Here is a 26,974-nt window from a genome sequence, read left to right on the forward strand (position 1 = left end):
CGCGCTCAGCCGAGGTCGCCCAGGGGGCGGCGGTAGGCGAGGGCGGGGCGGTCGGCGAGGAGGAACCGGTGGCTGAGCGCGAAGCCGTTGCGGGCGAGGACGGCCTGGGAGGCGGGGTTGTCGACGGTGGTGACGGCGGTCAGGACGGTCAGGCCGTAGGCGGTGGCCGCGAGGCGGCAGGCCTCGGCGACGGCGGCCTTCGCGACGCCGCGGCCGGCGGCCGACTCGGCGATCCGGTAGCCGAGTTCGGCGCTGCCGTCGGCGAGGTCGACGAGGTTGGCGCGGCCGACCAGCCCGCCGGCCGCGTCGAGCACCACGTGGAACCGGCAGGTGCCCTCGGCCTGTTCGGCGAGGAGGGCGGCGTGGCGGTCCGCGAAGCCGGCGAAGTAGGCGTCGCCGCGGTCCGGGATGCTGCGGGCGAAGTACGCGCGGTTGGCGCGTTCGAAGGCCAGCAGGGCCTCGGCGTGGTCGGGGCGCAGGGGTTCCAGGGTGATCATCGCGCCAGTCTGGCCCGCAGCGCCCCGGTGAACCACCGGAATACCCCGGTGAGGCTCTCCGGGACGGGCCAGCCGTTGATGACCGCCAGCAGCTGCCAGTAGCGCTCGGCGCGCGGGTCGTCGGCGGTCTCCAGGCGGTCGAGCAGCCAGCGCCGCAACCCGGCGTCGTCGGGGCGGCCGAAGGTCTCGGCGTAGGCGGCGGTGAGGGCGTCGAGGACGGGGTCGGCCGCGGGGGAGGCGGGGTCGGTGCCGGCGGCCAGCGCCGCACCGACCAGGGACCGTACGGTCTCGGTGAGCGCGTGGTGCAGCCCGCCGCGGTCGCCCTCGGCCCGTTCGGCGGCCTGCTGTTCGGCCATCCGCCGGACGGCCGCGCGGAAGTCCGGGTCCTGGACGAGTTCACCGAGTTCGACCCAGGCCTCGACCTGCTCCGCCCTTGGCTCGTCCGGCAGTTCGGGCATGGCGGAGCGCATCATGGCGACGAACTCGGGGTTGGCGTCCAGGCCGCCGAAGGCCTCGTCGACGAAGTCCTGGACCAGGCGCCGGCGTTCGGCGTCGGAGAGTTTGGCGAGCTTGTGCATGAGTCCCATCTCCTCGGGTGTGGAAGCGCGTTGGGCGACGGCGAGCAGCACCGCCCGGCGCAGCCGGAGGGTGCGGATCTGCACCTCCAGCGCCTCGGCGTGTGCGGCGGCCACCTCGTGCAGCGGGGCCTCCCGTTCCAGCACCCGGCGGATCGCGGGCAGGTCGAGCCCGAGTTCGCGCAGGGTGCGGACGAGGTCCAGCCGGGCGAGGGCGTGCACGTCGTACAGCCGGTAGCCGGCGGCGCTGCGCCCGGTGGGCGGGACGAGGCCGGTGTCGGCGTAGAACCGGATGGTCTTGACGGTGAGTCCGGTGCGCCGGGCGAGGTCGCCGATCGGGTAGAGCGTTTCGCTGCCGTCCATGGGGACCACTCTGGACTCTCCCCTTACCGGAGACGCAAGCCCGCGGCCCTCTAAGGTCGTGGCCATGAACGACACTGACAGCGGGGCCTCGATCCGCGTGCTGCTCGCCGAGGACCAGGGGATGGTCCGGGAGGCGCTGGCCGCGCTGCTCGGGCTGGAGGGGGACATCGACGTCGTCGCGCAGGTCGGCCGCGGGGACGAGGTGGTGGCGGCGGTGCTCGCGAACGACGTGCAGGTCGCCGTGCTGGACATCGAGATGCCGGGGATGACGGGCATCGAGGCGGCCGCCGAGCTGCGCGACCGGGCGCCCCGGACCAAGGTGGTCATCGCGACGACCTTCGGCCGGCCCGGCTACCTGCGCCGGGCGATGGAGTCGGGCGCGGACGCGTTCCTGGTGAAGGACGCGCCGGCCGCCGAGCTGGCGGAGGCGATCCGCCGGGTGCTGCGCGGCGAGCGGGTGATCGACCCGGTGCTGGCCGCCGCCGCGCTGGCCGAGGGCGCCAACCCGCTGACCCCGCGCGAGCGGGACGTGCTGGGCGCGGCCGCCGACGGCGCGGTGAACGCGGACATCGCCCGGCGGCTGCACCTGTCCGAGGGGACGGTGCGCAACTACCTGTCGATGGCGATCCAGAAGACCGAGGCCCGCAACCGCACCGAGGCGGTCCGGATCGCCCGGGAGAAGGGCTGGCTGTAGGGCCCGTCTTCAAGCCCCCGGCGTCGGCCCGCAGGCGGGGGTCAGTTGAGCCGGTGCCGGGCCGCCCGGGCCTCCTGCCGGACCTTGGCGGCGGTGTCCGGGTCGAAGGCGTCGAGGATCTGCGCGTAGGCGTCCATCTCCGCCGAGCCGCCGAGGAAGTCCCCGGTGCGGACGAGGAGTTCGGCCCGTTCCAGGCGCAGCTGGGCGGGGTGCCGGGGCAGCAGCAGGGCGAGTTCGGTGGCCCAGAGCTGGGTGCGGGCGTGCTCGGGGCGGTCGGCGGCCCAGAGCCGGATGTTGCCGAGCACCCGCAGCACGACCTCCAGCGGCTGGGCCGGGGTGAGCAGGGCGGGGGTGAACTCCGCCCCGGCGGCGGCGACCAGCCGTTCGACGTCCGCCGGGTCGAGCAGCCGCCCGCCGTGGAACGGGTCGGCCAGGACGTAGTCCTCGCCGCCGGCCGGGCCGCCCACCGCGACGATGAAGTGGCCGGGCAGCGCGATGCCGTGGACGGTCAGCCCGGCCCGCCGGCCGACCGCCATCCACACCAGGGAGAGCGTGATCGGCAGCCCGCGCCGGCGCCGCAGCACCTCGGGCAGCAGCGAGGACTCCAGCCGCCGGTAGTCCGACTGCCGCCCGTGGAAGCGCTCCCGCCCGCCGAGCACCGCGGCGAGCAGGGCGGCGGTCTCCTCCGGCCCGGTCGGCGCCCGCTCGGCGACGGCCGTCCGGACCGCCGCCGCGTGCCGCTCGAACGCGGCCTCGCAGGCGGCGAGCAGCGCGTCCACGCCCGGCGGTTCGCCGGGGTCGCCGGGGTCGGGCACCATGCCGTGCTCGGCGGCGGCGAGCAGGCACAGCAGCACCGGGTCGGGCTGCTCGGCGCGGGCGGCGGTCCGGAAGCGGTCTCTGCTCTGCTCGGTCACGGTGACGGCGACGGCTTTCGTACGGCGGACGGACAAGGCGGCGGACGGACGATCGGGCGGGGCGATCGGACGAACGGACGGACGGTACGGCCTGGCGGCTACCCCTGGGGGAGGAGCGCGTAGTGGTAAGTGTGACTGGTCGTGAAGCCGAGTCCGTCATAGAGCGCGATCGCCCCCGCGTTCTCCGCCTCGACCTGGAGGTAGCCGCCGCTCGCCCCCTCCTCGGCCGCGCGCGAGGCGAGCACCGCCATGACCGTCGTCGCCAGTCCGGCCCGCCGGGCGTACGGCTGGACCTCGATCGCGCCGAAGCAGGCCCAGGCGCCCTCGATGACGCAGCGTCCGATCGCCAGCGGCGGCTGCCCGGGGGCGCCCGGCACGGTGGCGAACCAGACCGAGGGCCCGCCGTGCAGCACCCGCCGGGCCGCCTCCTCCACCGCCGGGTCGCCGCTCACCCGCCGGTACACCGACAGCCACCGGTCGTCCGCGGTCCGCGCGAGGCGCACCCTGTCGTGCCCGGCGCCGGCCCGGGCGAGCCCGGCCAGCGGGGCGGTGCGGACCAGGGTGGGCGCGTACCCGGCGCCGAGCCGGTCGAGTTCGGCGACCAGCGCCGGGGGCGAGCCGGGGGAGATCACCTCGACGTACGCGGGCAGTCCGCGCGCCGCGTACCAGGCGCGGACGGCCGCCAGCGCCCGGGGCAGCGGCAGTCCCGGGTCCCCGAGCGCCTGGACGGAGTTGGCCCGCCGGGTGAACCCGGCGGCGGCGCGCAGCGTCCACTCGCCGAGCGGCTCCTGCTCGACGGCCGGCCAGCCGCGGCCCGCGATCCGCTGCAGTTCGACCGGCGCGGTGACCGGCAACGGGACGCGCCGGGCCGGGAACGGCGGCACGGTCTTGCCTGCGACCAGCAGCTTCTCCGGCAAGAACACCGGATCGCCGGTTCGAGGGGCGATCGTCAACCCATGATCGTCCCACGATGTGAGCACGCCGATCGAATCCCGGAACACCGGCCGGTCGTCCACGAACTCCGCGAGGCGGCGGACGGACACGCGTCGTCCCACGTCAGAGCGGTCTATCCGGACTTCCGGACGGTCGCCGACCGGGTCGTGCGTCGCCATCTGGCCACCTCCTGTGCATTTGCGGTCTCCGACCCGCGATACTAGGGGCGGGCATCGACGACGCCGCGCTCACCGCGCACGGCAGCAGAACAGAACGGGCCACCAGGCCCTTCCGAGGAGGAACGACAGCGTGACCTACGTCATCGCGCAGCCTTGTGTCGACGTGAAGGACAAGGCGTGCATCGAAGAGTGCCCGGTTGACTGCATCTACGAGGGCGAGCGATCGCTCTACATCCACCCGGATGAGTGTGTCGACTGTGGCGCGTGCGAGCCGGTCTGCCCGGTCGAGGCGATCTTCTACGAGGACGACACTCCGGAGGAGTGGAAGGACTACTACAAGGCGAACGTCGAGTTCTTCGACGACCTGGGTTCCCCCGGCGGCGCCTCCAAGCTCGGTCTGATCGAGCGTGACCACCCGTTCATCGCCGCTCTGCCGCCGCAGAACGCCGACCACTGACGATCGGTGGCACAACAGCTGTGAGTACCAACAGCACGCGCGCGCCGTTCCCGGGTCACCCGGGGGCGGCGCGCCGCGTTTCGGACAAGCTCCCCGTCTTCCCCTGGGACAAGCTGGAGCCGTACAAGGCGACCGCCCTGGCCCACCCCGGCGGGCTCTGCGACTTCTCCGTCGGCACCCCGGTGGACCCGGTCCCCGAGGTGATCCAGAAGGCGCTGGCCGCGCACACCGACACCCCCGGCTACCCGACCGTCTGGGGCCCGCTGGAGCTGCGCGAGGCGATCGCCGGCTGGCTGCACCGCCGCCTCGGCGCGGAGACCGGCCCGCAGGCCGTGCTCCCGACCGTCGGCTCCAAGGAGCTGGTGGCCTGGCTGCCGACCCAGCTCGGCCTCGGCCCCGGCGACCAGGTCGCCTACCCGCGCCTGGCCTACCCGACCTACGAGGTGGGCGCCCGGCTGTGCGGCGCCGAGCCGGTCGAGTACGACTCGGTGGACGAGCTGGACGGCTCCCGGGTGCGCCTGCTCTGGGTGAACTCGCCGTCCAACCCGACCGGCCGGGTGCTGGGCGCGGACGAGCTGCGCCGGGCCGTCGAGTGGGCCAGGGAGCACGGGGCGCTGCTGGTCAGCGACGAGTGCTACCTGGAGCTGGGCTGGGAGGCCGAGCCGGTCTCCGTCCTGCACCCGGACGTCTGCGGCGACGGCCACGAGGGCCTGCTGGCCGTCCACTCGCTCTCCAAGCGCTCCAACCTGGCCGGCTACCGCGCCTCCTTCGTGGCGGGCGACCCGGTGGTGGTCAGGGAGCTGCTGGAGGTGCGCAAGCACGGCGGCATGATCGTGCCGGCGCCGGTCCAGGCGGCGACGGTCGCCGCGCTCGCGGACGACGCCCACGTGGCCGAGCAGCGCGAGCGGTACGCGGCCCGGCGCTCGGCGCTGCGGGCGGCGCTGGAGGCGTACGGCTTCCGGATCGAGCACTCCGAGGCGAGCCTCTACCTGTGGGCGACCCAGGACCGCCCGTGCTGGGAGACCGTGGCCGAACTGGCCGGGCTGGGCATCCTGGTGGCGCCCGGCGACTTCTACGGGCCGGCCGGCGACCGCTTCGTGCGGGTCGCGTTCACGGCGACCGACGAGCGGGTCGCCGCGGCCGTGGAGCGGCTGGGCGCGGCGAGCTGACGACGGTGCGCTGATCGCGGCGCGCCGACCGTAGCGGGCGACCGTACGGCGAAGGGGGCCGGTGTCACGGACACCGGCCCCCTTCGGGGTTCTCCCCGAGCCGGGGGTTGTGCGGCGGCGGGGGTTACAGCGGCAGGCCGCTGAGGCTGCCGCCGCTCAGGTTGCCGCCGCCCAGGCCGCCCAGCAGGCCGCCGAGCGGGCCGAGCGCGCCGGTGAGGCCGGACAGCGGGCTGTTCGCGCCGAGGTCGGCACCGCCGAGGCGGTTGGCCGACCCGTGCTCGGCCAGGCCGAGCACGTCGGTGGCGGGCAGGTCGGCGGGCAGGGCGTGCTCGACCGAGCCGAGCGGCAGCGCGCGCTGCACCGCGCCGACCGGCAGCGCGTCGGCGACGGCGGTGCCGCCGGGGACGGCGCCGGTGAGCGTCTCGGCGCCGGGCACGGCCTGGGTGACCGAGCCCGCCTGGGTGAGTCCGCCGAGCGGGCCGGTGCCGGCGGTGGCGCTGCGGGTCTCCGCGCTCTTGCCGGTGACGGCCTCGCCGAGCTTGCCGGCCAGGGACGAGGCGACCTTCGGGGTGACCGAGGAGAGCTGGCCCGCGGTCGCCGCGGTCTGGTCGACCGGGGCGGTCAGCGAGCCGGCCTTCTCGTTGGCCTCGGGCAGCTGCTGGGCGACGATGTTTCCGGCGGCGTCGGCGGAGGCCGGTACGCCGGCGGCGACGGTGGCCGCACCCGTGGTCCCGGCGGCCTGGCCGAGCTGGTGGGTGGTGTGCTGGAGGGTGGAACCGGTGTCGGTGTTGGCCAGCTGGCCCAGCGGTGCCGCGAGGTCGCTCTTGGGCAGCAGGGCGTCCCCGCCCAGGGCGGACGCGGAGCCGGCCGCGAGAAGCGGGGTCGCTCCGGCGGCCACGACGAGCGCGGCCTGGGCGATCCGGCGCGTGAGGGGGTGAGACATGGGGCTCCTCGAAGGGGTCTGGGTCCGTCCCGTCCGCCAAAGGACCGGGCGTGGACGACCGGGCGGACGACGTTGTTACCGCTTGAGAAGCCAGAAGGTTTCGGCCGACGCAAGGAATCTTCCTGGCCGACCATCGGATCGTACGACCACAACAGCGCTGCCCGACCGGCCCGGTCGGACGCCGTCGAACCGCCCCGGTCAAGGGGAGTGACGGTTCTCCAACCGGGTTCGCCGGAGCGGGCGGCCGGTCCATCGGGGTTGACCGGAATCACCCGTCCGGCGGCAACCCGAACACCAGTGCGTCAACTCTTGTCGGCCGGGGCCAGCGTGACCTGGACGAGCTTGGTCGAGGTGCCCGAGGTCTGGTTCTGCCAGCCGTCCTCGGACTTGGACTTGCGCCAGATCTTCCCGTCGTAGGCGACCGTCGCGATGCCCAGCTGCTGGGCCTGGGCGACCGCCCAGTGGGCGACCTCCCAGCCGCTCGCCCGCTCGGCGCTCACCCCGCCGTCCGCCGCCCCCGCGTCCGGCGAGGAGGTCAGGGCGGCGGTGGCCGGGTCCGGGGTCAGCGAGACGGCGTTCTCGGCGCCCTTGATGGTCGAGGTGTAGCCGGTCGCCGGGGTCACCGTGCGGCCGAACTCCCGGCGCACCCGGTCGGACAGCACCTGGGCCCGGTCCGGCGCGGCGGCCGGGGCCGCGGTGGCGCCCGGGGTGGCGCCCGGCGCGGCCGAGGCGGAGTCCGCCGGGTCCGGCTTGGCGTAGTCGTGCACCACGCAGGAGAACGAGGCGGGCTCCCGGCCGGCCAGCGCCGAGGTGAGCAGGGTCGCCTTGGTCTCGTGCTTGGCGTAGGCCTGCGGGTAGCCGCTCTTCTGCACCGTCTGCGCGGCGTCGGTCAGCGGCATCCGGGTGTAGCCCGGGACCTTGACCAGGCCGTCCAGGAACTTGTTGGTCGCGTACACCGGGTCCGAGATCTGCGCCGGGGTGCCCCAGCCCATCGACGGCCGCTGCTGGAAGAGGCCGATCGAGTCCCGGTCGCCGCCCGCGAGGTTGCGCAGCTTGGACTCCTGCATGGCGGTCGCCAGCGAGATCGTGGTGGCCCGGTCCGGCAGCCCGCGCGAACGCGCCACCGCGGCGATCGTCGCGGCGTTGGCGGCCTGCGGCAGCTCCAGCGTGCCGTTCCCGGCCGCCGTCTTCACCGAGCACTCCTCGGACGCGCCGGGCTTGAAACCGAACCACCAGATCCCGACCACGGCCAGGCCGGCGACCATGGCCAGGCCGAGCAGCCCGACGATCACCATCAGCAGGGCGCGAAGCGGCCCGCGGCGGCGAGTGGGCTCCTCTTCGTCGCCCAGCTCTTCGCTGCTCCTTCTCCTGGCCACCGTCGCCCCTCTCGCGCCTGCACCTTGATCCGACACCGTACCCACTCGGACGGATGTGCGGCGCCTTCCGGTTGCCGTCACCCGCCCACTCGCCTCCGGGAGCCGAGGGGCGCGCCGACCGAGGCGGCCCCGGTCCGCGTCGCGGACCGCCGCACTGACGGGAGCCGGCCGCGGATTAGGCTGGCTCCCATGAGCAGCTCGAACCCGACGCCCCTGGACCTCACTCTCGACGGCGGCACGCTGACCGCCCGGCTCGTCGACATCCCCTCGGTGAGCGGCGACGAGCAGGCGCTCGCCGACGCCATCGAGACCGCGCTGCGCGGCTACCCGCACCTCACCGTGGACCGCCACGGCAACAACGTGGTGGCCCGGACGAACCTGGGCCGGGCCGAGCGCGTCGTCCTGGCCGGCCACCTGGACACCGTGCCGATCGCCGACAACCTCCCCTCGTGGGTCGAGGGCGACCTGCTCCACGGCTGCGGCACCACGGACATGAAGTCCGGCGTGGCCGTGCAGCTGCGCCTCGCCGCCACGGTGCCCGAGCCCAACCGCGACCTCACCTTCGTCTTCTACGACTGCGAGGAGGTGGAGGCCTCCCGCAACGGCCTCGGCCACCTGGCCAAGGACCACCCGGAGTGGCTGGCCGGCGACTTCGCGGTGCTGATGGAGCCCAGCGGCGGCATGGTCGAGGGCGGCTGCCAGGGCACCCTGCGGGCGCAGGTGCGGCTGACCGGCGTGCGCGCCCACTCGGCCCGCAGCTGGCTCGGGGACAACGCCATCCACCACGCCGCCGAGGTGCTCACCCGGCTGGAGGACTACCAGCCGCGCCGGGTGGAGATCGACGGCCTGGAGTACCGCGAGGGCCTGAACGCGGTCCGGATCGACGGCGGCGTGGCCGGCAACGTGATCCCGGACGAGTGCGTCGTCACGGTCAACTTCCGCTACGCGCCGGACCGCGACGAGGTGGACGCGGAGAAGCACGTGCGCGAGGTCTTCGACGGCTTCGAGCTGACCGTCACCGACTTCGCCGTGGGCGCCCTGCCCGGGCTCTCCCAGCCGGCCGCCCAGGCCTTCCTGGAGGCCACCGGCGGCCAGGCCCGGGCCAAGTTCGGCTGGACCGACGTCGCCCGGTTCAGCGCGCTCGGCGTTCCGGCGGTCAACTACGGCCCCGGCGACCCGAACCTGGCGCACAAGCGCGAGGAGTACTGCTCGCTGAGCGCCATCGCCGAGGTCGAGGACCGGATGCGCGCCTGGCTGACCAGCTGAGCCGCTGCCGGCGACGCTCGTCCGATCAGCAGTCGAACGCCACCTTCCGGATGCTCAACCGACCTTCCCCCGTTGCCTGAAAACGGGGGAGGGCGGGCGTAGGGTTTCGTCATGACAGGCACAGGAGACGAGAAGCACTACGGCCACGGCCCCGAGCAGGTCGGTGCGCCGCGGAAGAAGAAGGCCTGGCCCGAGAAGCAGAAGGGCCCGGTGCTGGTGCGCCGGGACCAGGTCGGTACGAGCACCACGGACCAGCGCCTGCTGGACACCACCGGTCCGACCGACTGGCTGCACACCGACCCGTGGCGGGTCCTGCGGATCACCTCGGAGTTCGTCGAGGGCTTCGGCGCCCTCGCCGAACTCCCGCCCGCGATCAGTGTCTTCGGCTCCGCCCGGACCCCGGTCGACTCGCCCGAGTACCAGGCGGGCGTGGCCATCGGCCGGGCCCTCGCCGAGGCCGGCTACGCGGTGATCACCGGCGGCGGCCCGGGCGCGATGGAGGCCGCCAACCGCGGCGCCTCCGAGGCGGGCGGCCTCAGCGTCGGGCTCGGCATCGAGCTGCCCTTCGAGCAGGGCCTCAACGAGTTCGTCGACCTCGGGCTGAACTTCCGCTACTTCTTCGTCCGCAAGACGATGTTCGTGAAGTACGCGCAGGGCTTCGTGGTCCTGCCCGGCGGCCTCGGCACGCTGGACGAGCTGTTCGAGGCGCTCACCCTGGTGCAGACGAAGAAGGTCACCCGCTTCCCGGTGATCCTCTACGGCAGCGCCTACTGGGGCGGCCTGTACGAGTGGCTGAAGGACACCCTGGTCGCGCAGGGCAAGGCGGCCCCGCACGACCTGGAGCTGTTCCACATCACCGACGAGATCGACGAGGTCATGAAGATCCTCGCCGACGCCCGCCGGCCCGCGAACGAGATCTAGCGCGAGCGAGCCGAAGGGTCGCGCCGGTGCCGAAAGCGAGGAGCGACAAGCGAGGGACGAGCGCCGGAGCGACGAACGTCGGCACCGGGTCCGAGCGCCCCGGAGGCGAGCCGAGCGCCGACAGGAGGGTTCACGCCAGCCCCCGGCGGGCGACCGCCGGGGGGCGGGTGCCCCGGATCGAGGCGACCATGTCCAGCACCTGGCGGGTCTCCGCGACCTGGTGCACCCGGTAGACCCGCGCGCCCAGCCAGGCCGAGACCGCGGTGGTGGCCAGGGTGCCGAGCAGCCGCTCGTTCACCGGCCGGTCCAGGGTCTCGCCGACGAAGTCCTTGTTGGAGAGCGAGACCAGCACCGGGAAGCCGGTCGCGGTCATCTCCGGCAGCCGCCGGGTGGCCTCCAGCGAGTGCCGGGTGTTCTTGCCGAAGTCGTGCCCAGGGTCGATGACCACCGCGTCCCGCCGCACGCCCAGCTCCACCGCGCGCTCGGCGAGCCCCACGGTCACCCGCAGGATGTCCGCCATCACGTCCTCGTACCCGACCCGGTGCGGCCGGGTACGGGGCTCGGCGCCGCCCGCGTGGGTGCAGACCAGCCCGGCGTCGTACCGGGCGGCCACCTCGGCGAGCCTCGGGTCCACGCCGCCCCAGGCGTCGTTCAGCAGGTCCGCGCCCACCTCGCAGACCGCCTCGCCGACCTCGTGCCGCCAGGTGTCCACGCTGATCACCGCCTCGGGGTGGCGCTTGCGCAGCTCGGCCACGAAGGGCACGGTGCGCCGCAGCTCCTCCTCGACCGTGACCTCGTCGCCCGGCCCGGCCTTCACCCCGCCGATGTCCAGGATCGCCGCGCCCTCGGCCATCGCGCGGTCCGCGGCGGCGAAGGCGGCCTCGTCGGCGAAGGTCGCGCCCTTGTCGAAGAACGAGTCCGGCGTCCGGTTGACGATCGCCATGATCACCAGCTCGTCGTCACCGAATTCCCGCGGTCCCAGGCGCAGTGCCACCGATGTCTCCTCCAGAGCTCCTGCGGGTGCGATGATGGCCCCCGGCCTCACTAAGGGACCATGCTGTCATGATCAGTGTGGTTGCCTGCCACCACATAGCGGACCGGCCGGGAGTTCGGGAGGACAGCTCGTGTTCTGGGTGATCGTGGTCGCCATGGCCGTGGTGGTCGGCGGTGCCGCCCTGGTGGCGCTCGGCGGGGGCGGCTCGATGCCGGAGGCGGCACCGGACCGGATCTCCGCGCGGCTGCCGCAGGACCGCCCGCTGGGCCGGGCGGACGTGGACGAGCTGCGCCTGCCGATGGCGCTGCGCGGCTACCGGATGGACGAGGTGGACGACGTCCTGGACCGCCTCGGCGCCGAACTCGCCTACCGCGACGCGCGGATCGCCGAGCTGGAGGCCGCCGCCCACCTGCGCGGCGCCGTCGAGGCGACCAGCGCCCCCGACCCGGCGGCCGAACCGCTGCCCGGCCTGGAGCAGTTCGCCCAGGTGGTCGAGCCGGCCGTGGTGCTCGCCAAGCAGCCGGCCGGGGAGCACGCCCCCGAGGACGCGAAGCCGGGGACGGAGAAGTGACCGACCCGACCGGGGGCGCGGTGCTCGGCGCGGACGGCCTGCGCCGCTGCGGCTGGGGCGACTCCACCGACGACTACCGGGTCTACCACGACACCGAGTGGGGCCGCCCGGTGCACGGCGACGACGCGCTGTTCGAGCGGGTCTGCCTGGAGGCCTTCCAGTCCGGCCTGTCCTGGCTGACCATCCTGCGCCGCCGCGAGGGCTTCCGGGCCGCGTTCGCGGGCTTCCGGATCGCCGAGGTCGCCGAGTTCGGCGAGGCGGACAAGGAGCGCCTGCTCGCCGACGCCGGCATCATCCGCAACCGGGCCAAGATCGAGGCGGCGATCGCCAACGCGCGGGTCGCCCGCGACCTGGCGGGCGGCCTGGACGCGCTGATCTGGCAGTTCGCCGCCGAACCGGGCCGGCCGGCCCCCCGCACGATGGGCGAGGTGCCGGCCGTCACGCCGGAGTCGACGGCGCTGGCGAAGGCGCTGAAGAAGGCGGGCTTCCGCTTCGTCGGCCCGACCACCGCGTACGCCCTGATGCAGGCCTGCGGGCTGGTCGACGACCACCTGGCGGACTGCCACGTCCGCACCGGCGCCAAGGGCTGACCGGCGGGTCCGGGCCGGCCGGCCCGGACCCGGACACCGGCCCTAGCGGCCCAGGTACGTCGGCTTCTCCTTGGCGATGAAGGCGCGCACCGCGATCCGGTGGTCCTCGCTGTCGCCGGCCAGCGTCTGCAACTCGTCCTCCTTGTCGAGGAGTTCGTCCAGCGAGTGGGAGGCGCCGTACGCCAGCGACTCCTTGATGGCGCCGTAGGCGACGGTCGGGCCCTCGGCCAGCTCGCGGGCGAAGGCCCGTGCGGTGGCGGCGAGTTCCCCGGCCGGCACCACCCTGGTGGCCAGGCCCAGCTCGGCGGCCTCGGCGGCCTTGACCGTGCGGGGCAGCATCAGCAGCTCGGTGGCCCTGGCGTGCCCGACCAGCCGGGGCAGCGTCCAGGAGGCGCCCGAGTCGGCCGTCAGCCCGATCCCGGCGAAGGCGGTGTTGAAGCCGGCCCGGTCGGACAGGACGCGGAAGTCGCAGGCGAAGGCGAGCGAGGCGCCGGCCCCGGCCGCCACCCCGCCGACCGCGGCGACGGTCGGCTTGCGCATCCCGGCCAGCGCCCGCACCAGCGGGTTGTAGTGCTCGCCGACGGTCCGCAGCGCGCCCTCGCCGGTCTCCTCGGCCCGCTTCAGCATGGCCAGGTGCTCGTTCAGGTCCTGTCCGACGCAGAACGCCCGTTCGCCCGCCCCGGTGAGCAGGACGGCCCGCACCGCCGGGTCCGCGGCCGCGGCGGTCACGGCGTCGCGCAGCGCGACCTTGGTGGCGACGTCGAGCGCGTTCATCGCCTCCGGGCGGTTGATGGTGATGACGGCCAGGCCGCCGTCCAGCTCGTACAGCACGGAATCGGACATGGGTGAGGGCTCCCGGGATCGAGGCGTTGTCGGTCGTGTGTGTCAGGATGCCGGAGCACGCGGGGGCCTGGGGAGTGTGAGGTATCGCACCTTCGGGCGGTGTCCGCACCACCGCCACGCCGGGGCTTATGACGTGGTTTGCGGCGGTTGGGGGCGGTCCGGTCGTGGTTGCACCGAGAGTGATGTTGGTCATCAGCCCGTGGCATGCGGGATAATGGCTTCCGATCAATGCGTTCGATACCGGCGGTGGACGGACTGCCGGTGCGTAGCTGAGCGGTTGCAGGAAGGGGAACGAGCATGGCGGCCATGAAGCCGCGGACGGGTGACGGCCCGCTCGAAGTCACCAAAGAGGGACGGGGCATCATCATGCGCGTTCCGCTCGAAGGCGGCGGACGCCTTGTGGTGGAGCTCACGCCGGACGAGGCCCAGGCCCTCGGCGAGGCCCTGAAGAAGGCCTGCGGCTGACCGCAGCAGGTGCTCGCCATCTCCTGGAGATGTGCTGCCGGGCCCGGGTTCGACGTCATGTCGGCCCGGGTCCGCACGTTTTCCCGGGCCCGGGCCCGGGCCCGAAGGGGCGCCGGGCTCGGCGCCCGACGCTCAGCGCTTGACGTTCAGCGCTTGACGGCGCAGAGCAGCCCGTCCGACACCGGCAGCAGCGCCGGCAGCAGGGCCTCGCTCTCCCGCACGTCCCGGACCAGGTCCCGGACCGCGCCGGTCTGCGGGTCCTGGAGCTCCGGCTCGGCCAGCCGGCCCTCCTGGAAGACGCCCTCGAAGCAGACCATCCCGCCCGGCCGCAGCAGCCGCAGCGCCTCCCGCAGGTACTCGCAGGACTCGACCGGGTCGCCGTCGCAGAACACCAGGTCGTACTGGCCGTCGGCGAGCCGGGGCAGCACCTCCAGCGCCCGGCCCGGTATGAACCGGGAGCGGTTGGCCGCGAACCCGGCCGCCTGGTACGCCTCGCGGGCCAGCTGCTGGCGCACCGGCTCGGAGTCGACCGTGGTGAGCACGCCGTCCGGCCGCATTCCGCGCAGCAGGTAGACCCCGGACACCCCGGTGCCGGTGCCGATCTCGGCCACCGCCTTGGCGTCCAGCGCGGCGGCCAGCAGCCGCAGGCAGGCCCCGCCGCTCGGTCCGATCGCCCGTATCCCGGTCCGCGCGGACTGCGCCCGGGCGTAGGTCAGCACGGCGTCCTCGCTCACGTAGGTGTCGGCGAGGGCCGCGTGCGCGGGCCCGAACTCGCTGATGGCTGCCTCTTTCGGAGCCCCGGGCGAGGCCCGGTGCCGAAGGATGTCGATATTTCCTGGCACAGATTACTGGCCGACCGGGAACCGCGTACGGCGGCGGGCCGTTGTCAGGACGGACCGGGTGCGGAAGACCTCCCGGGCACTTTTATCCGGGCTTGACGGGTGAGGTGGATATGGTGGTGGCCCTGCTGGGCAGAAGAGCCGACCGAGGAGGTGTGGCCGAGGGCGACGTCCCTGTGCGGCGGCACTCCCGCGGCACCGCGTCAGCCCGTACGCCGAAGCCCGTGATGAACCAGCCTGCGCACTCCGACCTGGACCAGCCCGTGGCCGCGACGCCGGCCGGCGGCGCCACCGAGGCCCCCGCCCTCGCGACCTTCACCGAGGGTCCCGACGCGCAGACCTGGACTCCGCCCAGCTGGGAGGAGATCGTCGAGGCGCACAGCGCCCGCGTCTACCGGCTCGCCTACCGCCTGACGGGCAACCAGCACGACGCCGAGGACCTCACCCAGGAGGTCTTCGTCCGGGTGTTCCGTTCGCTGTCCACGTACACCCCCGGCACGTTCGAGGGCTGGCTGCACCGGATCACCACCAACCTCTTCCTGGACATGGTCCGCCGCCGCCAGCGCATCCGCTTCGACGCGCTCGGCGAGGACGCGGCCGAGCGGCTCGCCTCCCGCGAGCCGAGCCCGGCCCAGCACTTCAGCGACACCCACTTCGACGCCGACGTGCAGCAGGCGCTGGACACCCTGGCGCCGGAGTTCCGCGCCGCGGTGGTGCTCTGCGACATCGAGGGCCTGTCCTACGAGGAGATCGCCGCCACGCTGGGCGTCAAGCTCGGCACCGTCCGCAGCCGCATCCACCGCGGCCGCTCGCACCTGCGCGCCGCGCTCAAGCACCGCGCCCCCGGCTCGGCCCCCGGCCGGGAGCGCCGCGGCGGCTCGGAGGAGCCGGTGCCGGTCGGCGTCGGAGCGGTCGAGGCCGCGGTCGCGCCCGGTGGGCGCGGACGGAGGCGGTCGTGAGCGGAACCAGCCGGTCCGGTTCGGGTCGGTCGGACGCCTCCGACCGGTCCCCGAACCGACGGGGCTGGGCCCTGCCGGGCCGTCGCGGAGGCGACGAACCCGGTGAGCCCGTGCTGCCCGCGGTGGCACTGCCCGCGGACACGGCGCTGCACGCGCTTCCCGTCCGCCCCGCCGCACCCGCCGAGGACCACCACCTCGGCGAGCGCCTCTCCGCCTTCCTGGACGGCGAGCTCGGCCACGACTCGCGCGACCGCGTCCAGGCCCACCTGGCGACCTGCCCGCACTGCCTCGCCGAGGTCGACGAGGCCCGCGCCGTCAAGCACATGCTGACCCGCACCGGCACGCCCGGCCCGTCCTCCGCGCTGATGGCCCGCCTGATGGCCGTCGGCGGCCTTCCCGAGGACGCCCCGGCGGACGGCGACTGGCCGGCCGGCCGCGGCCGCCGCGATGACGACGACGACCTGCCCGGCGGCGGGGTCGCCGCCGCCGGGACGCTCGGCGGCAGCCGGCTCGACGGCGGCTCCTTCGGCCGCGGTGCCGGGGCCTCCTTCGGCGCCGGCGCGCTCGGCGCGGACACGCCGCTGCCCGGGGTCGACCCGCGCGCCTTCGGGCGCGGCGCGGTGCTGCGGCCGCTGATGGGCCGGCGCTCCGCCCGCCCCGAGCCCACCGTCGCCCCCGCCCGTCCGCAGTCCTCCGCGGCCGTCGTCCGCCCGCCCGCGCGGGGCCGCCGGCTGGTGTTCGCCGCCGCGGGCGCCTTCTCCGTCGCCGCGGTGACGCTCGGCGGTGTCGGCGGGCTCAGCACGCAGGGCGAGGAGCGCCACGGCACCACCGTCAGCCCGCCCGGCTCCGGCACCGGACGCGGCGGCGGCCTCGTCCCGATGAACGCCCAGGTCCCGGTGGACTTCCCCGGCCGCCCGGTCGCCGCGACCCGCGACGCGACCCCGCCGGGCTCCCCGGAGCGCTACCCCGGGGGCGCCGTGGCACAGCGCCAGCAGACCCGCTAGAACAACCCTCGACGGACCCGGGACGCGCGCTCGATCCCCCGTCCGGACGGCCTCGGCCACCGGCAGGTCTTTACCACGGCTTCATCCCAGCGTGGACCAGGGACTCGCCGGTGGCCATTACCCTGTAGGAACCGTCGTCCGACGAGCTAGGGAGCCAAAGGTGTTCAGCGACGTGAGCGGGCTGGAGGTGCTGACCCTCGTCGTGATGGCCATCATCATCTTCGGTCCGGACAAACTGCCGAAGCTGATCCAGGACACCATGAACGTCGTCCGGAAGATCCGTTCCTTCGCCGACAACGCGAAGGAGGACATCCGCAGCGAGCTGGGCCCCGATTTCCAGGACTTCGAGTTCGAGGACCTGAACCCCAAGACCTTCGTCCGCAAGCAGCTCATGGGCGGCGAGGAGGACCCGCTGGGCCTCAAGGGGATGAAGGACTCGCTGGACATCCGCTCCGTCCTGGACGACAAGCCCGCGGCCCCGGTCAACGGCCGCAGCGGCAGCGTCAGCTTCGAGAAGTCCGCGCCGGCCCCCGCCTCCGCCTCCGCCGGCGCCCCGCTGGCCCCCGGCGAGCGCCCCCCGTTCGACCCCGACGCCACCTGACCGACCCCGCGTACGGCGCCCCGGCGCCGCGCCACCGCCCCGCCCGGCCACCCGGCTGAGCGGGGCGGTGGCGTGTGCGCCGCTATTGTGCTGATTGCTCCCGCTGAGCCGTCCGTCACACCGCGCCCCGTCGCGGACCGGTAACGGCCCCGGGGAGCGCCGCGGTACGCCACCATGGGAGCGCGCCACGGCAGGCAAACGTGTGTTTGAGGAGGCCCGGGGATGGACGCGACGAGTCAGGCGGGAGGGGCGACGGCCACGGCCGGCGGCCCGGTGGTCGGCGGACAGGCAGGCCCGGCGGACCCGCTGGTGCCCTACCTGTCCGCAGACTTCCCCTGGTACGGGCTGGACGAGGGCTGGACCGGCCGTCGCTTCCTGGTGCAGGCCGGCGCCGGCCCCCGCACCGCGGGCAGCGTCGACTACGGCTCGCTCGGCCACGGCGAGGAGCCGGCCCAGCGGTACGAGCCGCGCGACGTGCGGAAGTTCGCCGTCGTGGTCACCGTGGCCCGCCGGGACAGCCGCCGCAGCGCCGACAACACCGGCACCCTGGAGGCGACCTCCGCCTCCTCCGCCGCGTGGCTGGCCGGCTCCGGCCTGCTCGCCGGCACCTGGCCCGGGCAGCTGGACCGGGCGCTGCGCCAGGACTGGCTGGACCAGCAGAGCAGTCTCGCCTGGGACCTCGCCGACGACCTGGCCGGCCCGGGCTGGTCCACCCTCAGCCTGCCGGTCAACGGCCTGCCGCAGCCCTTCCGCTACCGCGAGTCCGAGTACGGCTGGGTGCTGGCCGGCGAGGCCCCCGGCGTCCTGCTCGGCGCCTACGGCCGCGGCGTCAGCGCGTACGGCCTCGGCTTCTCCACCGTCCCGGACCTGACCGCCTACACCCGGCCGTAGGGCCCGCGGCGGTACGGCGAAGGGCCGGGTGGTCTGGTCCGACCACCCGGCCCTTCGTCGTCACCGTCTCAGAACTTGTTCCTGGGCGTCAGGCCCAGCGACATCCCGGACAGCCCGCGCTGGCGGCCGCCGAGCTTGCCGGCCACCGCGCGCAGGGCGACGCCGGCCGGGGAGTCGGGCGCGGCGAGCACGACCGGGCGGCCGTCGTCGCCGCCCTCGCGCAGCCGCACGTCGATCGGGATCGAGCCGAGCACCGGGACGGTCGCGCCGACGGTGCGGGTGAGCGCGTCCGCGACGGTCTGGCCGCCGCCGGTGCCGAAGACGTCGATCATCTCGTCGCAGTGCGGGCACGGCATGCCGGACATGTTCTCGATCACGCCGACGATCTTCTGGTGGGTCTGCACCGCGATGGTGCCGGCCCGCTCGGCCACCTCGGCGGCGGCCATCTGCGGGGTGGTGACGATCAGGATCTCCGCGTTGGGGACCAGCTGGGCCACCGAGATGGCGATGTCGCCGGTGCCGGGCGGCAGGTCCAGCAGCAGCACGTCCAGGTCGCCCCAGTACACGTCGGCGAGGAACTGCTGGAGCGCGCGGTGCAGCATCGGGCCGCGCCAGACCACCGGGGCGTTGCCCGGGGTGAACATGCCGATCGAGATGACCTTCACGCCGTTCGCCTGCGGCGGCATGATCATGTCCTGGACCTGGGTCGGCCGGCCCTCGACGCCCAGCATGCGCGGCACGCTGTGGCCGTAGATGTCGGCGTCCACCACGGCGACCTTCAGGCCGTCGGCGGCCATCGCGGCCGCCAGGTTGACGGTCACCGAGGACTTGCCGACGCCGCCCTTGCCGGAGGCGACGGCGTAGACCCGGGTCAGCGTGCCCGGCTTGGCGAACGGGATCTCCCGCTCGGGGGCGCCGCCGCGCAGCAGCTGGGACAGCTCCTTGCGCTGCTCGTCGCTCATCACGTCGAGCTCGACCTCGACGCCGGTCACGCCGGGGACCTTCCCGACCGCCTCGCGCACCCGGGTGACGATGGTGTCGCGCATCGGGCAGCCGGAGACCGTCAGGTAGACCGCGACGCTCACCACGCCGCCCTCGGCGATCCCGACCGATTTCACCATGCCGATCTCGGTGATCGGGCGGTTGATCTCCGGGTCGTTGACGGTCGCCAGCGCCTGGCGTACGGACTCCTCCGTGACGCCGGCCGCGACCTCTGTCTCGTTGGCCATGCCTTGATGGTACGGCGCCCGGCGAAGTCGTTAACCGGTCGGTAGCGTGCCGCGGGTCACAGCGGCTCGGGGGCCTCCCGGCGTTCGTCGATCTCCTTGAGCAGGGACTGGAGTTCGGACCGGATGCTGCCCAGTTCAGAAGTGATGAAGGCCCGGGTGGCGACCTCGCCGAGCCCGTGCCGGAGGGCCGCGACCTCGCGGGTCAGGTACTCGGTGTCGGCGATGTTGCGGTCGCTGCGGGCGCGGTCCTGCTCCATGTTGACGCGGTCCCGGTTGTCCTGCCGGTTCTGCGCCAGCAGGATCAGCGGGGCCGCGTACGAGGCCTGCAGGGACAGCGCCAGGGTCAGGAAGATGAACGGGTACTCGTCGAAGCGCACGGACATCGGCAGCAGCGTGTTCCACGCTATCCAGACGACCACCACCACCGTCATCCAGACGATGAACCGCCCGGTGCCGAGGAAGCGGGCGATCCGCTCGGACAGGACGCCGAAGGCCTCCGGGTCGTAGGAGGGCAGCGTGAGCAGGCCGGGCCGGGCGGTGCGCGGCTGGTCGAGCCGGGCGCGGCCGGTGCCGGTGATCGGCGCGGTCTCCGCGCGCCGGTCCCGGGCGCCCTCGCGGGTGCGCAGCTCGCGCAGCTGTCGCAGCTGGCGCAGTTCGCCCTGGAGGCGCCGGCGTGCGGAGTCGTCCGACCGTCCGCTGCGGTCACCGTCCATCGGTCACCCCTTCCGTCTCGTCGTCGCGGACCTCGTCGTGGGCGTGCAGCGCGGCGTCGCGCCAGTCGTCCGGCAGCAGGTGGTCGAGCACGTCGTCGACGGTCACCGCGCCGAGCAGGTGGTCCGCGTCGTCGACGACCGGCGCGGCGACCAGGTTGTAGGTCGCCAGGTAGCTGGTGATCAGCGACAGCGGGGTGTCCGGCGGCAGCGGGTCCAGGTCGTCGTCGACCAGCGAGCCGACCAGGACGTACGGGGGCTCGCGCAGCAGCCGCTGGAAGTGCACGGTGCCCAGGTAGCGGCCGGTCGGGGTCTCGTTCGGCGGGCGGCAGACGAAGACCTGCGCGGCCAGCGCGGGCTTGTGGTCGCTGACCCGGACCCGGGCCAGCGCCTCGGCGACCGTCGCGTCCGGCTCCAGCACGATCGGCTCGGTGGTCATCAGACCGCCGGCGGTGTCCTCCTCGTACGTCAGCAGGCGGCGCACCGGCGCGGCCTCGTCCGGCTCCATCAGCTGGAGCAGCCGCTCGGCCTCGTCGCCGGGCAGCTCGGAGAGCAGGTCGGCGGCGTCGTCCGGGTCCATCGCCTCCAGGACGTCGGCGGCGCGCTCCTCCTGGAGCTTGCCGATGATCTCGACCTGGTCGTCCTCGGGCAGCTCCTCCAGGACGTCGGCCAGCCGCTCGTCGTCGAGGGCGGCGGCGACCTCGGCCCGGCGCTTGGCGGACAGGTGGTGCAGCACGCTGGCGAGGTCGGCAGGGCGCAGCTGCTCGAAGGTGGCGAGCAGGTTGGCCGCGCCCTGGTCCTGCTCGGGCAGCGAGAAGCCGGTGACGTCCTGCCAGTCCAGGGTGAGCCGCTCGCCCTTGCCCTTGCGCAGCCGGCCGGCCCGGCCGACCTGGACGAAGACCTTGCTGATCTCCCACTCGCGCAGCCGGGTCTGCACCATGCCGACGTCCAGCACGGTGACGTCCTCGGCGGTCTTGGACCAGGTGACGGTGCGGTCCAGCAGCTCGGCGAGCACCAGGGTCTCGGACGGGCGCTGCTCGAAGCGGCGCAGGTTGATCACGCCGGTGGTGAGCACCTGGCCGGACTCCAGGCTGGTCACCCGGGTCATCGGCAGGAAGATCCGGCGCCGGCCGACCACCTCGACCACCAGGCCGAGCACGCGCGGCGGGCGGCCGCCGAGCCGCAGCGACACGACCACGTCCCGGACCCGCCCGACCTGGTCGCCGTTCGGGTCGAACACCGCGATGGCGGACAGATGGGAGATGAAGACCCGGGTGCCTGGCCCTGCCATGGACTCCCTCGACTCGCTCGACGCCGTACCGGGTGCGCCGGGGGCGCACTCGCGGCCAAGGCTACCCGCGTGCTCCGGGCCCGGCCGGGAGGCACGGTAGCCGCCGGACACGTCCTGGGCGTGAACCTTTAACGGCGCTTGAACAGCAGTTTGGGCAGGCCGGCCGGGATCGGCAGCCGGGTGGTGGCCGGGGTGGGCATCGGCCGGGCGGCGTGCGAGCCGTCCGGCATCGCCCCGGGGTGCTCGGTGAGCGGGCCGGTCGGCTCCAGCCGCAGCACCCGGCACTCGCGGGCCCAGCGCTCGGTGATGGCGTCGGTGTCGGGCGCGTTCAGCCGCTTGCCCTTGAGCTCCTCGACGGCGCCCAGCCAGGCCTCGCTGCCCGGGGCGGGTTCGACCACCCGGGCGCTCCAGCCGGTCAGCCGGCCGCCCTTGTCCTTGCTGCGGACGGTGACCACGGCCCCGGCGCCGGGCTCCAGGCCGTGCAGCGGCTGCTCGGCGCCCCCGCCGACCACCACGACCGCGCCGTCGTGCCAGGCGTGCCACAGCGGCCGGGCCTGCTCCTGCCCGTCCGCGCGCACCCAGAGCAGGCCGGACTTCTTCGCGGCCTCCTCCAGCAGGGCCCGGTCGAGGAAGTCGTCGGCGGTCGCGGCGGCGGGCGTACGGTCCATGGCGGACAGCGTACGGCTTTCGGCGTCCACCGGGCGTCTCAGCCTCCGGGCGACAGTTCCATTGCGCCGCCACGGGCCTTACCGTATGACCGCCCCACCCCCGCGACCAGCAAGGAGCGCCGTGCCCGCCGCCCGGCCCGCGACCGCCCCCTCCGCCGCCCCCGCGACCGCCGACCCGGGGCCGGCGCACCCGCTGCCCACCCTCGACCTGCTGCTGCTCGCCGTCTCGATCGGCGGCATCTCGCTGTCCGGCCCGCTGATCAGCGCCACCGCCGCGCCCGCGCTGGCGATCGCCCTCTGGCGCAACGTCATGTCGGTCGGCGTCCTCGGCCCGTACGCGCTGCTGCGCCACCGCGCCGAACTGCGCGGGATCGGCCGGCGGGCGCTGCTGCTCGCGGTGGCCGCCGGGGCGCTGCTCGCCGTGCACTTCGCGCTCTGGATGCCCAGCCTGCGGATGACCTCGGTGGCCTCGGCCACCGCCCTGGTCACCACCACCCCGCTGTGGACCATCCTGCTGATGCGGCTGATGGGCGTCCGGGCGCCGCGGCTGGTCTGGCTCGGCACGGTCGTCGCCTTCGCCGGGGTGCTGGTGCTGACCGGCGTCGACCTCTCGCTCTCCCCGCGCGCGCTGCTCGGCGACGCGCTCGCGCTCGCCGCCGGCCTGGCCGCGGCCGGGTACATGCTGCTGGGCGCCGAGGTCCGCAAGACCGTCAGCACCACCGCGTACACCCTGGTCTGCTACGCCACCACGGCCGTGGTGCTGCTGGGGATCTGCCTGGTCGCCGGCACGCCGCTGGCCGGGTGGCCGGCCGGGGTGTGGTGGCAGATCGTGCTGCTGATGGTCGCCGCCCAGCTGCTCGGCCACTCGCTGAGCAACCGCGTGGTGCGCAGCCTCGGGCCGTCCGTCACCTCGACCGCGATCCTGCTGGAGACGCCGGGCGCGGCGCTGATCGCCGCCCTCTGGCTGGGCCAGTGGCCGCCGGCGGCCGCCTACCCGGCGGTGGTGCTGATCCTGCTCGGGCTGGTCCTGGTGGCCCGCGGCGGGCGGCGCTGACCGCCGGCCCCGGCCGGGGGTACCGCCCTCGGCGGGGCCCGGGTGCCGGCGTCGGCGCGGTCAGAGCCAGCCGTTGCGGCGGAAGCCCCGGTACATCCCGAAGCAGATCAGCACGATCGCGCCGAGCACCGTCGGGTAGCCGTACTTGTGGTGCAGCTCCGGCATGTACTCGAAGTTCATGCCGTAGACGCCGGTGATCATGGTGGGCACCGCGAAGATCGCCGCCCAGGCGGTGATCTTGCGCATGTCCTCGTTCTGCGCCACCGAGACCTGCGCCAGGTTCGCCTGGAGCAGCGAGTTCAGCAGCTCGTCGAAGCCGTGCACCTGCTCGGCGACCCGGGCCAGGTGGTCGGCGACGTCCCGGAAGTACTTCTGGATGTCCGGGTCGACCAGCCGCTGGAGCGGCTCGGACAGCTGCTGCATCGGGCGCAGCAGCGGCGCCACGGCACGCTTGAACTCCAGGACCTCGCGCTTGAGTTGGTAGACCCGGCCGACGTCGGCGCTGCGCCCGCCCTTGGCCGAGAAGACGCCGTACTCGATCTCGTCCACGTCGTTCTGGAGCCGCTCGGCGACCAGCAGGTAGTTGTCCACGACGTGGTCGGCGATCGCGTGCAGCACCGCCGCCGGGCCCTTGGAGAGCAGCCCGGCCTCGTCGGCGTCGGCCTCCAGCCGGTGGCGCAGCTCCTGCAACGAGCCGTGGCCGCCGTGCCGGACGGTGATCACGAAGTCCCGGCCGGCGAAGACCATCAGCTCGCCGGTCTCCACCACCTCGCTGGTGGGCGTGAGCTGGTCGTGCTCGACGTAGCGGATGGTCTTGAAGACGGCGAACAGCACGTCGTCGTAGCGCTCGACCTTGGGCCGCTGGTGCGCGTGCACCGCGTCCTCGACCGCGAGCGGGTGCAGGCCGAAGCGCTGGGCGATCCCCTCGAACTCGGCCTCGGTCGGCTCGTGCAGCCCGATCCAGCTGAACGAGCCCTCGCCCTCGGGGAGTTGGTGGGCGGCCTTGACCCGGTGGGCGGCCTCGCGCGGGCTGCACGTCTCGCCCCTGCGCTTGCCGTGCTGGTAGACCGCGCAGTCCACGACCGCCGAACCGGCGTCCTCGGGCAGGACGGCGTAGACACCGGCCGCGCCCCGGCGGCGGTTGGTGCGGACGGCGGCGCGCAGGCTGTTGATCATCGACATGGCAGGCTCCCAGAGGCAGGAACCGTCGCGCGGCCGCGCGGAAGGAAAAACGTTCGGCCGCGGTACGACGGCGGAGAACACCGGTGAAACGGGGGATGAAAGTGCTCTCCCGGCCGGTCCGTCCGCCGTGGGGCCTGTGCCCGGGGCTACCGCGGCTGATTCAGCCGGTTGGGCCTGCGGGGCGCGGGGTACGGGGAAGTCGGGGCCGGGCAGAGCTGCCGGTACTGCATGGTCGGCCGGTATCCACCGCAACCACCTCCTTCGCGCCGCCGCCCCGGGACGAACGATCCCGGTGGCCAGTCGCTCACCCTAACATCTGACCGGGCGTCGAGGCCGAGGGGTTCCCGGAGGTTTCCGAAGGCTTTACGGGATCCTTGCCCCGCCCGGCCGTTGCCCCGCCACGGCGCACCGCCGCACCGCCGTCACACCGCCTCCGGCCCGCCCGCACGCGGCCCGCGAACCCCCGGGGGTTACGCTCACCGGCATGGCGCACGACTTCCCGCTCTTCGGCGACCCCCACGGCGGCAGCTCCCCGGAGCTCACCCGGGAGGCGGTGCTGGCCGCCGTCGAGGCCCGGCTGATCTCCACCTTCGGCGAACCGGGCGGTCGCGCCGCGGTCACCTTCCTCGGCGCCGACCGGATCGAGGTGCTGCGCTTCGGCCCGGACGCCGAGGGCCTGGTGCGGTACGCGACGCTCGGCATGTCCGCCGCGCCGATGGCCGACCCGACCGCGCCGGTCGCCGACCAGGTGCGCGGCCCGCGCGTCGAACTGGTGCTGACGGTCCGGGGCGGGCGCGACAGCGTGCTGCGCACCCTGGCCACCTTCGCCGCCACCCCGCAGGTCGAGGGCCTGGTGGTGGCCCCGGGCGGCTCGTTGGACCTCGGCTCGCCGCTCTGGGACGGCGCGCCCTTCACCTCGGTGCTCGCGGCCGAACCGGGCGGCCTGGTCGAGGACCTGGAGCTGGCCGAGCCGGCCGACCCGGTCCGCTTCCTGCCGCTGCTGCCGATGACGCCCAACGAGGCGGGCTGGAAGCGGGTGCACGGCGCGGCCGCGCTCCAGGAGCGCTGGCTCGACCAGGGCGCCGACCTGCGCGACCCGGGCCGACGCGGCGTCCGGCTGGACTGACCGCCGCCCGGCCGTACTCCGAAACTCCGAACGCCGGGCCAAGGGACTCATGATCCCCTGGCCCGGCGTTCGTGTTCGTTCGCGTCCGCTCAGCGCTCGATCGGCTTCGCGCCGGTCGCCTGCGCCAGCAGCGCCCCGTACACCTCCGGGTCGGTGGTGTGCTCGCCGAGCCGTACGGTCTTGCGGGTGCCGTGGTAGTCGCTGGAGCCGGTGGCCAGCAGGCCGAGTTCGCCGGCCAGGCCGCGCAGCCGCTCCCTGGTCTCCTCGTCGTGGTCGGTGTGGTCGACCTCCAGCCCGGCCAGTCCGGCCGCCGCGAGGTCGGCGATCACCTGGTCGGAGACCGTCCGGCCGCGCTTGACCGCGCCCGGGTGGGCGAACACCGGCACCCCGCCGGCCGCCCGGACCAGCCGGACCGCCGTGACCGGGTTGGTCTCGTGCTTGCGGACGTCCGCCCGCCCGCCGTTGGCCAGCCAGTCGGCGGTGAAGGCGTCCGAGACGGTGGCGACCACGCCGGCCTCGACCAGCGCGCTGGCGATGTGCGGCCGGCCGACCGAGCCGGCCCCGGCGATCCGCCGTACCTGCTCCCAGCTGATCTCCGCGCCGAGCTCCCGGCAGCGCTCCACGATCGCCCGCCCGCGCCGGAACCGGTCGGTGCGCACCAGGTCCCGCTCGCGCGCGAACTCCGGCTCCTCGGGGTCGAACAGGTACGCCAGCAGGTGCAGGCTGATGCCGTCCACGGCGCAGGACAGCTCGGCGCCCGGGACGACGGTCAGCCGGCTGCCCGCGGGCAGTGCGCGCACCGCCCCGGCGGCTTCGGCGTGGCCGGCCACGGTGTCGTGGTCGGTCAGCGCCACCACGTCGAGGCCCGCGGCGACGGCCGCCGCGACGAGCTCGGCCGGGCTGTCGGTGCCGTCGGAGGCGTTGCTGTGGGCGTGCAGGTCGATGCGCACGGATCGGTCTCCTGGAGGCTCGTGGGTGCCGCCCAGGATAGGCCTAGCCGTCAGCCGAGGAGCCGGGGGGAGAGCGCCCCGCAGGGCAGCAGGTCCAGTTCGGCGCCGGCCTCGCGCAGGTCGGTCAGCACCAGCTCGTCGTACATCACCAGCGCGGACTGCTCGGGCCAGGCGACCGCCCAGAGCCAGAGCCCGCGGGCCTCGCCGACGAACACCGCGCGGTCGGCCGGGGCGTCCGGGACGTGGAACATCGGGGTGGGCCGCCCGGCGGCCAGCAGTTTGGCGTCGGCGGGCTTGTAGAGGCCGACGGAGTCGCCCGGGTCGGGCCCGGACAGGCCCGCGTAGCGGGCGCCGAGGCCGACCCCCAGCTCCTCGGCGACCAGCACCAGCTCGCCGAAGCCGCCGAGCGGCGCGGGCCCGGAGCAGGCGACGGCGGTGGCCCGGGCGCCCGAGACGTCGTCGCCGACGTGGGCGATGCCGGTGTAGAGCCAGCCGACCGGGAGCGGCCAGGGCAGCCAGACCGGGACCTGGGAGCGGGCGACGGCGACGCCGAGGGCCTCCACACTCGGGGGCAGCACGGGCTGCATCGGGTGCACGGCTCCGTGCCGGTCGCACTGCCAGGTGTCTGAGAACAGACCGGGGGCGCGGACCCGACCGGCGCACCTCGGGCAGCTGGGCTCGCCCCTCATAGCCGTCAACGCTCCTCCCTCCGGACCGCCG

General features: G+C 74.4%; 30 protein-coding genes. 14 read left to right on the plus strand and 16 right to left on the minus strand.

Annotation, left to right across the window (positions count from 1 at the left end; translation table 11 throughout):
- Positions 1-5: 5 nt before the first annotated feature.
- Positions 6-497 carry a GNAT family N-acetyltransferase gene (locus AMK13_RS05335; RefSeq protein ID WP_074001366.1) on the minus strand — a complete coding sequence of 164 codons (492 nt, stop codon included), beginning with the start codon at positions 495-497 and terminating at the stop codon, positions 6-8.
- A complete protein-coding gene (locus AMK13_RS05340; RefSeq protein WP_074001367.1) occupies positions 494-1,435 on the minus strand; it encodes a MerR family transcriptional regulator in 942 nt (313 codons plus the stop codon). Before AMK13_RS05340 ends, AMK13_RS05335 begins: the two co-directional genes overlap by 4 nt.
- A 64-nt stretch (positions 1,436-1,499) precedes the next feature.
- Between AMK13_RS05340 and AMK13_RS05345 the strand changes: the two genes are divergently transcribed.
- Positions 1,500-2,129 (plus strand): response regulator transcription factor, encoded by a 630-nt coding sequence (locus AMK13_RS05345; RefSeq protein WP_074001368.1) that lies wholly within the window; start codon positions 1,500-1,502, stop codon positions 2,127-2,129.
- A gap of 41 nt (positions 2,130-2,170) precedes the next feature.
- On the opposite strand, the gene AMK13_RS05350 is transcribed toward AMK13_RS05345, so the two are convergent.
- Both AMK13_RS05350 and AMK13_RS05355 read right to left on the minus strand, forming a co-directional pair.
- The gene (locus AMK13_RS05350; protein WP_074001369.1) at positions 2,171-3,043 is read right to left on the minus strand and encodes a transglutaminase-like domain-containing protein; all 873 of its coding nucleotides are present in this window, start codon (positions 3,041-3,043) and stop codon (positions 2,171-2,173) included.
- Positions 3,044-3,141: 98 nt separating this feature from the next.
- A complete protein-coding gene (locus AMK13_RS05355) occupies positions 3,142-4,155 on the minus strand; it encodes a GNAT family N-acetyltransferase (RefSeq protein WP_074001370.1) in 1,014 nt (337 codons plus the stop codon).
- A gap of 130 nt (positions 4,156-4,285) precedes the next feature.
- On the opposite strand from AMK13_RS05355, the gene fdxA reads away from it, so the two are divergent.
- Together fdxA and dapC are read left to right on the plus strand one after the other, a co-directional pair.
- The gene (fdxA, locus tag AMK13_RS05360) at positions 4,286-4,612 is read left to right on the plus strand and encodes a ferredoxin (RefSeq protein WP_030061559.1); all 327 of its coding nucleotides are present in this window, start codon (positions 4,286-4,288) and stop codon (positions 4,610-4,612) included.
- A gap of 20 nt (positions 4,613-4,632) precedes the next feature.
- Positions 4,633-5,781: a succinyldiaminopimelate transaminase gene (dapC, locus tag AMK13_RS05365; protein ID WP_074001371.1), complete on the plus strand. Its 1,149-nt coding sequence runs from the start codon at positions 4,633-4,635 to the stop codon at positions 5,779-5,781.
- Between the two features lie 124 nt (positions 5,782-5,905).
- Here dapC and AMK13_RS44555 read toward each other — a convergent pair whose 3' ends face one another.
- Both AMK13_RS44555 and AMK13_RS05375 read right to left on the minus strand, forming a co-directional pair.
- Positions 5,906-6,724, minus strand: coding sequence for a hypothetical protein (locus AMK13_RS44555; protein WP_074001372.1), 819 nt, complete (start codon positions 6,722-6,724; stop codon positions 5,906-5,908).
- Positions 6,725-7,026: 302 nt separating this feature from the next.
- The gene (locus tag AMK13_RS05375) at positions 7,027-8,019 is read right to left on the minus strand and encodes a hypothetical protein (protein WP_416875348.1); all 993 of its coding nucleotides are present in this window, start codon (positions 8,017-8,019) and stop codon (positions 7,027-7,029) included.
- A 270-nt stretch (positions 8,020-8,289) separates the two neighbouring features.
- On the opposite strand from AMK13_RS05375, the gene dapE reads away from it, so the two are divergent.
- On the plus strand, positions 8,290-9,366 hold the full coding sequence (gene dapE, locus AMK13_RS05380; RefSeq protein WP_074001373.1) for a succinyl-diaminopimelate desuccinylase: 1,077 nt from the start codon (positions 8,290-8,292) through the stop codon (positions 9,364-9,366).
- A gap of 111 nt (positions 9,367-9,477) precedes the next feature.
- Complete coding sequence (locus tag AMK13_RS05385) at positions 9,478-10,287, plus strand: TIGR00730 family Rossman fold protein (protein ID WP_049655631.1); 810 nt, start codon at positions 9,478-9,480, stop codon at positions 10,285-10,287.
- A gap of 130 nt (positions 10,288-10,417) precedes the next feature.
- Here the strand turns inward: AMK13_RS05385 and folP are convergent, their stop codons facing one another.
- A complete protein-coding gene (gene folP, locus AMK13_RS05390; RefSeq protein WP_074001558.1) occupies positions 10,418-11,230 on the minus strand; it encodes a dihydropteroate synthase in 813 nt (270 codons plus the stop codon).
- Positions 11,231-11,411: 181 nt separating this feature from the next.
- On the opposite strand from folP, the gene AMK13_RS05395 reads away from it, so the two are divergent.
- Together AMK13_RS05395 and AMK13_RS05400 are read left to right on the plus strand one after the other, a co-directional pair.
- Positions 11,412-11,852: a DivIVA domain-containing protein gene (locus AMK13_RS05395; protein ID WP_063780265.1), complete on the plus strand. Its 441-nt coding sequence runs from the start codon at positions 11,412-11,414 to the stop codon at positions 11,850-11,852.
- Complete coding sequence (locus AMK13_RS05400) at positions 11,849-12,442, plus strand: DNA-3-methyladenine glycosylase I (RefSeq protein ID WP_074001374.1); 594 nt, start codon at positions 11,849-11,851, stop codon at positions 12,440-12,442. Before AMK13_RS05395 ends, AMK13_RS05400 begins: the two co-directional genes overlap by 4 nt.
- 42 nt (positions 12,443-12,484) lie before the next feature.
- Here the strand turns inward: AMK13_RS05400 and AMK13_RS05405 are convergent, their stop codons facing one another.
- Positions 12,485-13,285 carry an enoyl-CoA hydratase-related protein gene (locus AMK13_RS05405; RefSeq protein WP_074001375.1) on the minus strand — a complete coding sequence of 267 codons (801 nt, stop codon included), beginning with the start codon at positions 13,283-13,285 and terminating at the stop codon, positions 12,485-12,487.
- Between the two features lie 297 nt (positions 13,286-13,582).
- Here AMK13_RS05405 and AMK13_RS05410 point away from each other — a divergent pair, with 297 nt between their 5' ends.
- Positions 13,583-13,750 carry a DUF3117 domain-containing protein gene (locus AMK13_RS05410; RefSeq protein ID WP_074001376.1) on the plus strand — a complete coding sequence of 56 codons (168 nt, stop codon included), beginning with the start codon at positions 13,583-13,585 and terminating at the stop codon, positions 13,748-13,750.
- A gap of 146 nt (positions 13,751-13,896) precedes the next feature.
- Here the strand turns inward: AMK13_RS05410 and AMK13_RS05415 are convergent, their stop codons facing one another.
- Positions 13,897-14,529: an O-methyltransferase gene (locus AMK13_RS05415; RefSeq protein ID WP_049655642.1), complete on the minus strand. Its 633-nt coding sequence runs from the start codon at positions 14,527-14,529 to the stop codon at positions 13,897-13,899.
- 287 nt (positions 14,530-14,816) lie between these two features.
- On the opposite strand from AMK13_RS05415, the gene sigE reads away from it, so the two are divergent.
- The 4 genes from sigE to AMK13_RS05435 all read left to right on the plus strand — a co-directional run bounded on the left by sigE (position 14,817) and on the right by AMK13_RS05435 (position 18,044).
- Positions 14,817-15,548 carry an RNA polymerase sigma factor SigE gene (gene sigE, locus AMK13_RS05420; protein ID WP_049655634.1) on the plus strand — a complete coding sequence of 244 codons (732 nt, stop codon included), beginning with the start codon at positions 14,817-14,819 and terminating at the stop codon, positions 15,546-15,548.
- Positions 15,549-15,670: 122 nt separating this feature from the next.
- Positions 15,671-16,552: a zf-HC2 domain-containing protein gene (locus AMK13_RS05425; protein ID WP_158077672.1), complete on the plus strand. Its 882-nt coding sequence runs from the start codon at positions 15,671-15,673 to the stop codon at positions 16,550-16,552.
- A gap of 160 nt (positions 16,553-16,712) precedes the next feature.
- A complete protein-coding gene (locus tag AMK13_RS05430; RefSeq protein ID WP_074001378.1) occupies positions 16,713-17,153 on the plus strand; it encodes a sec-independent translocase in 441 nt (146 codons plus the stop codon).
- Between the two features lie 222 nt (positions 17,154-17,375).
- Positions 17,376-18,044 (plus strand): hypothetical protein, encoded by a 669-nt coding sequence (locus tag AMK13_RS05435; RefSeq protein ID WP_049654115.1) that lies wholly within the window; start codon positions 17,376-17,378, stop codon positions 18,042-18,044.
- A gap of 68 nt (positions 18,045-18,112) precedes the next feature.
- On the opposite strand, the gene AMK13_RS05440 is transcribed toward AMK13_RS05435, so the two are convergent.
- The 4 genes from AMK13_RS05440 to AMK13_RS05455 all read right to left on the minus strand — a co-directional run bounded on the left by AMK13_RS05440 (position 18,113) and on the right by AMK13_RS05455 (position 21,942).
- Positions 18,113-19,273: an Mrp/NBP35 family ATP-binding protein gene (locus AMK13_RS05440; RefSeq protein WP_049654113.1), complete on the minus strand. Its 1,161-nt coding sequence runs from the start codon at positions 19,271-19,273 to the stop codon at positions 18,113-18,115.
- Between the two features lie 56 nt (positions 19,274-19,329).
- Positions 19,330-19,986 (minus strand): DUF1003 domain-containing protein, encoded by a 657-nt coding sequence (locus tag AMK13_RS05445; RefSeq protein WP_079271870.1) that lies wholly within the window; start codon positions 19,984-19,986, stop codon positions 19,330-19,332.
- Positions 19,976-21,274: a magnesium transporter MgtE N-terminal domain-containing protein gene (locus tag AMK13_RS05450; RefSeq protein ID WP_049654112.1), complete on the minus strand. Its 1,299-nt coding sequence runs from the start codon at positions 21,272-21,274 to the stop codon at positions 19,976-19,978. Before AMK13_RS05450 ends, AMK13_RS05445 begins: the two co-directional genes overlap by 11 nt.
- 128 nt (positions 21,275-21,402) lie before the next feature.
- The gene (locus AMK13_RS05455) at positions 21,403-21,942 is read right to left on the minus strand and encodes a hypothetical protein (protein ID WP_074001560.1); all 540 of its coding nucleotides are present in this window, start codon (positions 21,940-21,942) and stop codon (positions 21,403-21,405) included.
- Between the two features lie 85 nt (positions 21,943-22,027).
- Between AMK13_RS05455 and AMK13_RS05460 the strand changes: the two genes are divergently transcribed.
- On the plus strand, positions 22,028-22,996 hold the full coding sequence (locus AMK13_RS05460; RefSeq protein ID WP_049654111.1) for a DMT family transporter: 969 nt from the start codon (positions 22,028-22,030) through the stop codon (positions 22,994-22,996).
- Positions 22,997-23,056: 60 nt separating this feature from the next.
- On the opposite strand, the gene corA is transcribed toward AMK13_RS05460, so the two are convergent.
- Entirely contained in the window at positions 23,057-24,178 is a 1,122-nt protein-coding gene (gene corA, locus AMK13_RS05465) for a magnesium/cobalt transporter CorA (protein ID WP_049654109.1), read from the minus strand.
- A 484-nt stretch (positions 24,179-24,662) separates the two neighbouring features.
- Between corA and AMK13_RS05470 the strand changes: the two genes are divergently transcribed.
- Complete coding sequence (locus tag AMK13_RS05470; protein ID WP_079271871.1) at positions 24,663-25,304, plus strand: suppressor of fused domain protein; 642 nt, start codon at positions 24,663-24,665, stop codon at positions 25,302-25,304.
- A gap of 89 nt (positions 25,305-25,393) precedes the next feature.
- Here AMK13_RS05470 and AMK13_RS05475 read toward each other — a convergent pair whose 3' ends face one another.
- Together AMK13_RS05475 and AMK13_RS05480 are read right to left on the minus strand one after the other, a co-directional pair.
- Positions 25,394-26,254, minus strand: a complete 861-nt coding sequence (locus AMK13_RS05475) for a PHP domain-containing protein (protein ID WP_074001379.1) — start codon at positions 26,252-26,254, stop codon at positions 25,394-25,396.
- A 50-nt stretch (positions 26,255-26,304) separates the two neighbouring features.
- Positions 26,305-26,943 (minus strand): DUF6758 family protein, encoded by a 639-nt coding sequence (locus AMK13_RS05480; protein ID WP_063780222.1) that lies wholly within the window; start codon positions 26,941-26,943, stop codon positions 26,305-26,307.
- Positions 26,944-26,974: the final 31 nt, after the last annotated feature.

Origin of the sequence: Streptomyces sp. CB02056 (genome assembly GCF_001905545.1) — a bacterium.
In the GTDB taxonomy this organism is placed as follows: domain Bacteria; phylum Actinomycetota; class Actinomycetes; order Streptomycetales; family Streptomycetaceae; genus Kitasatospora.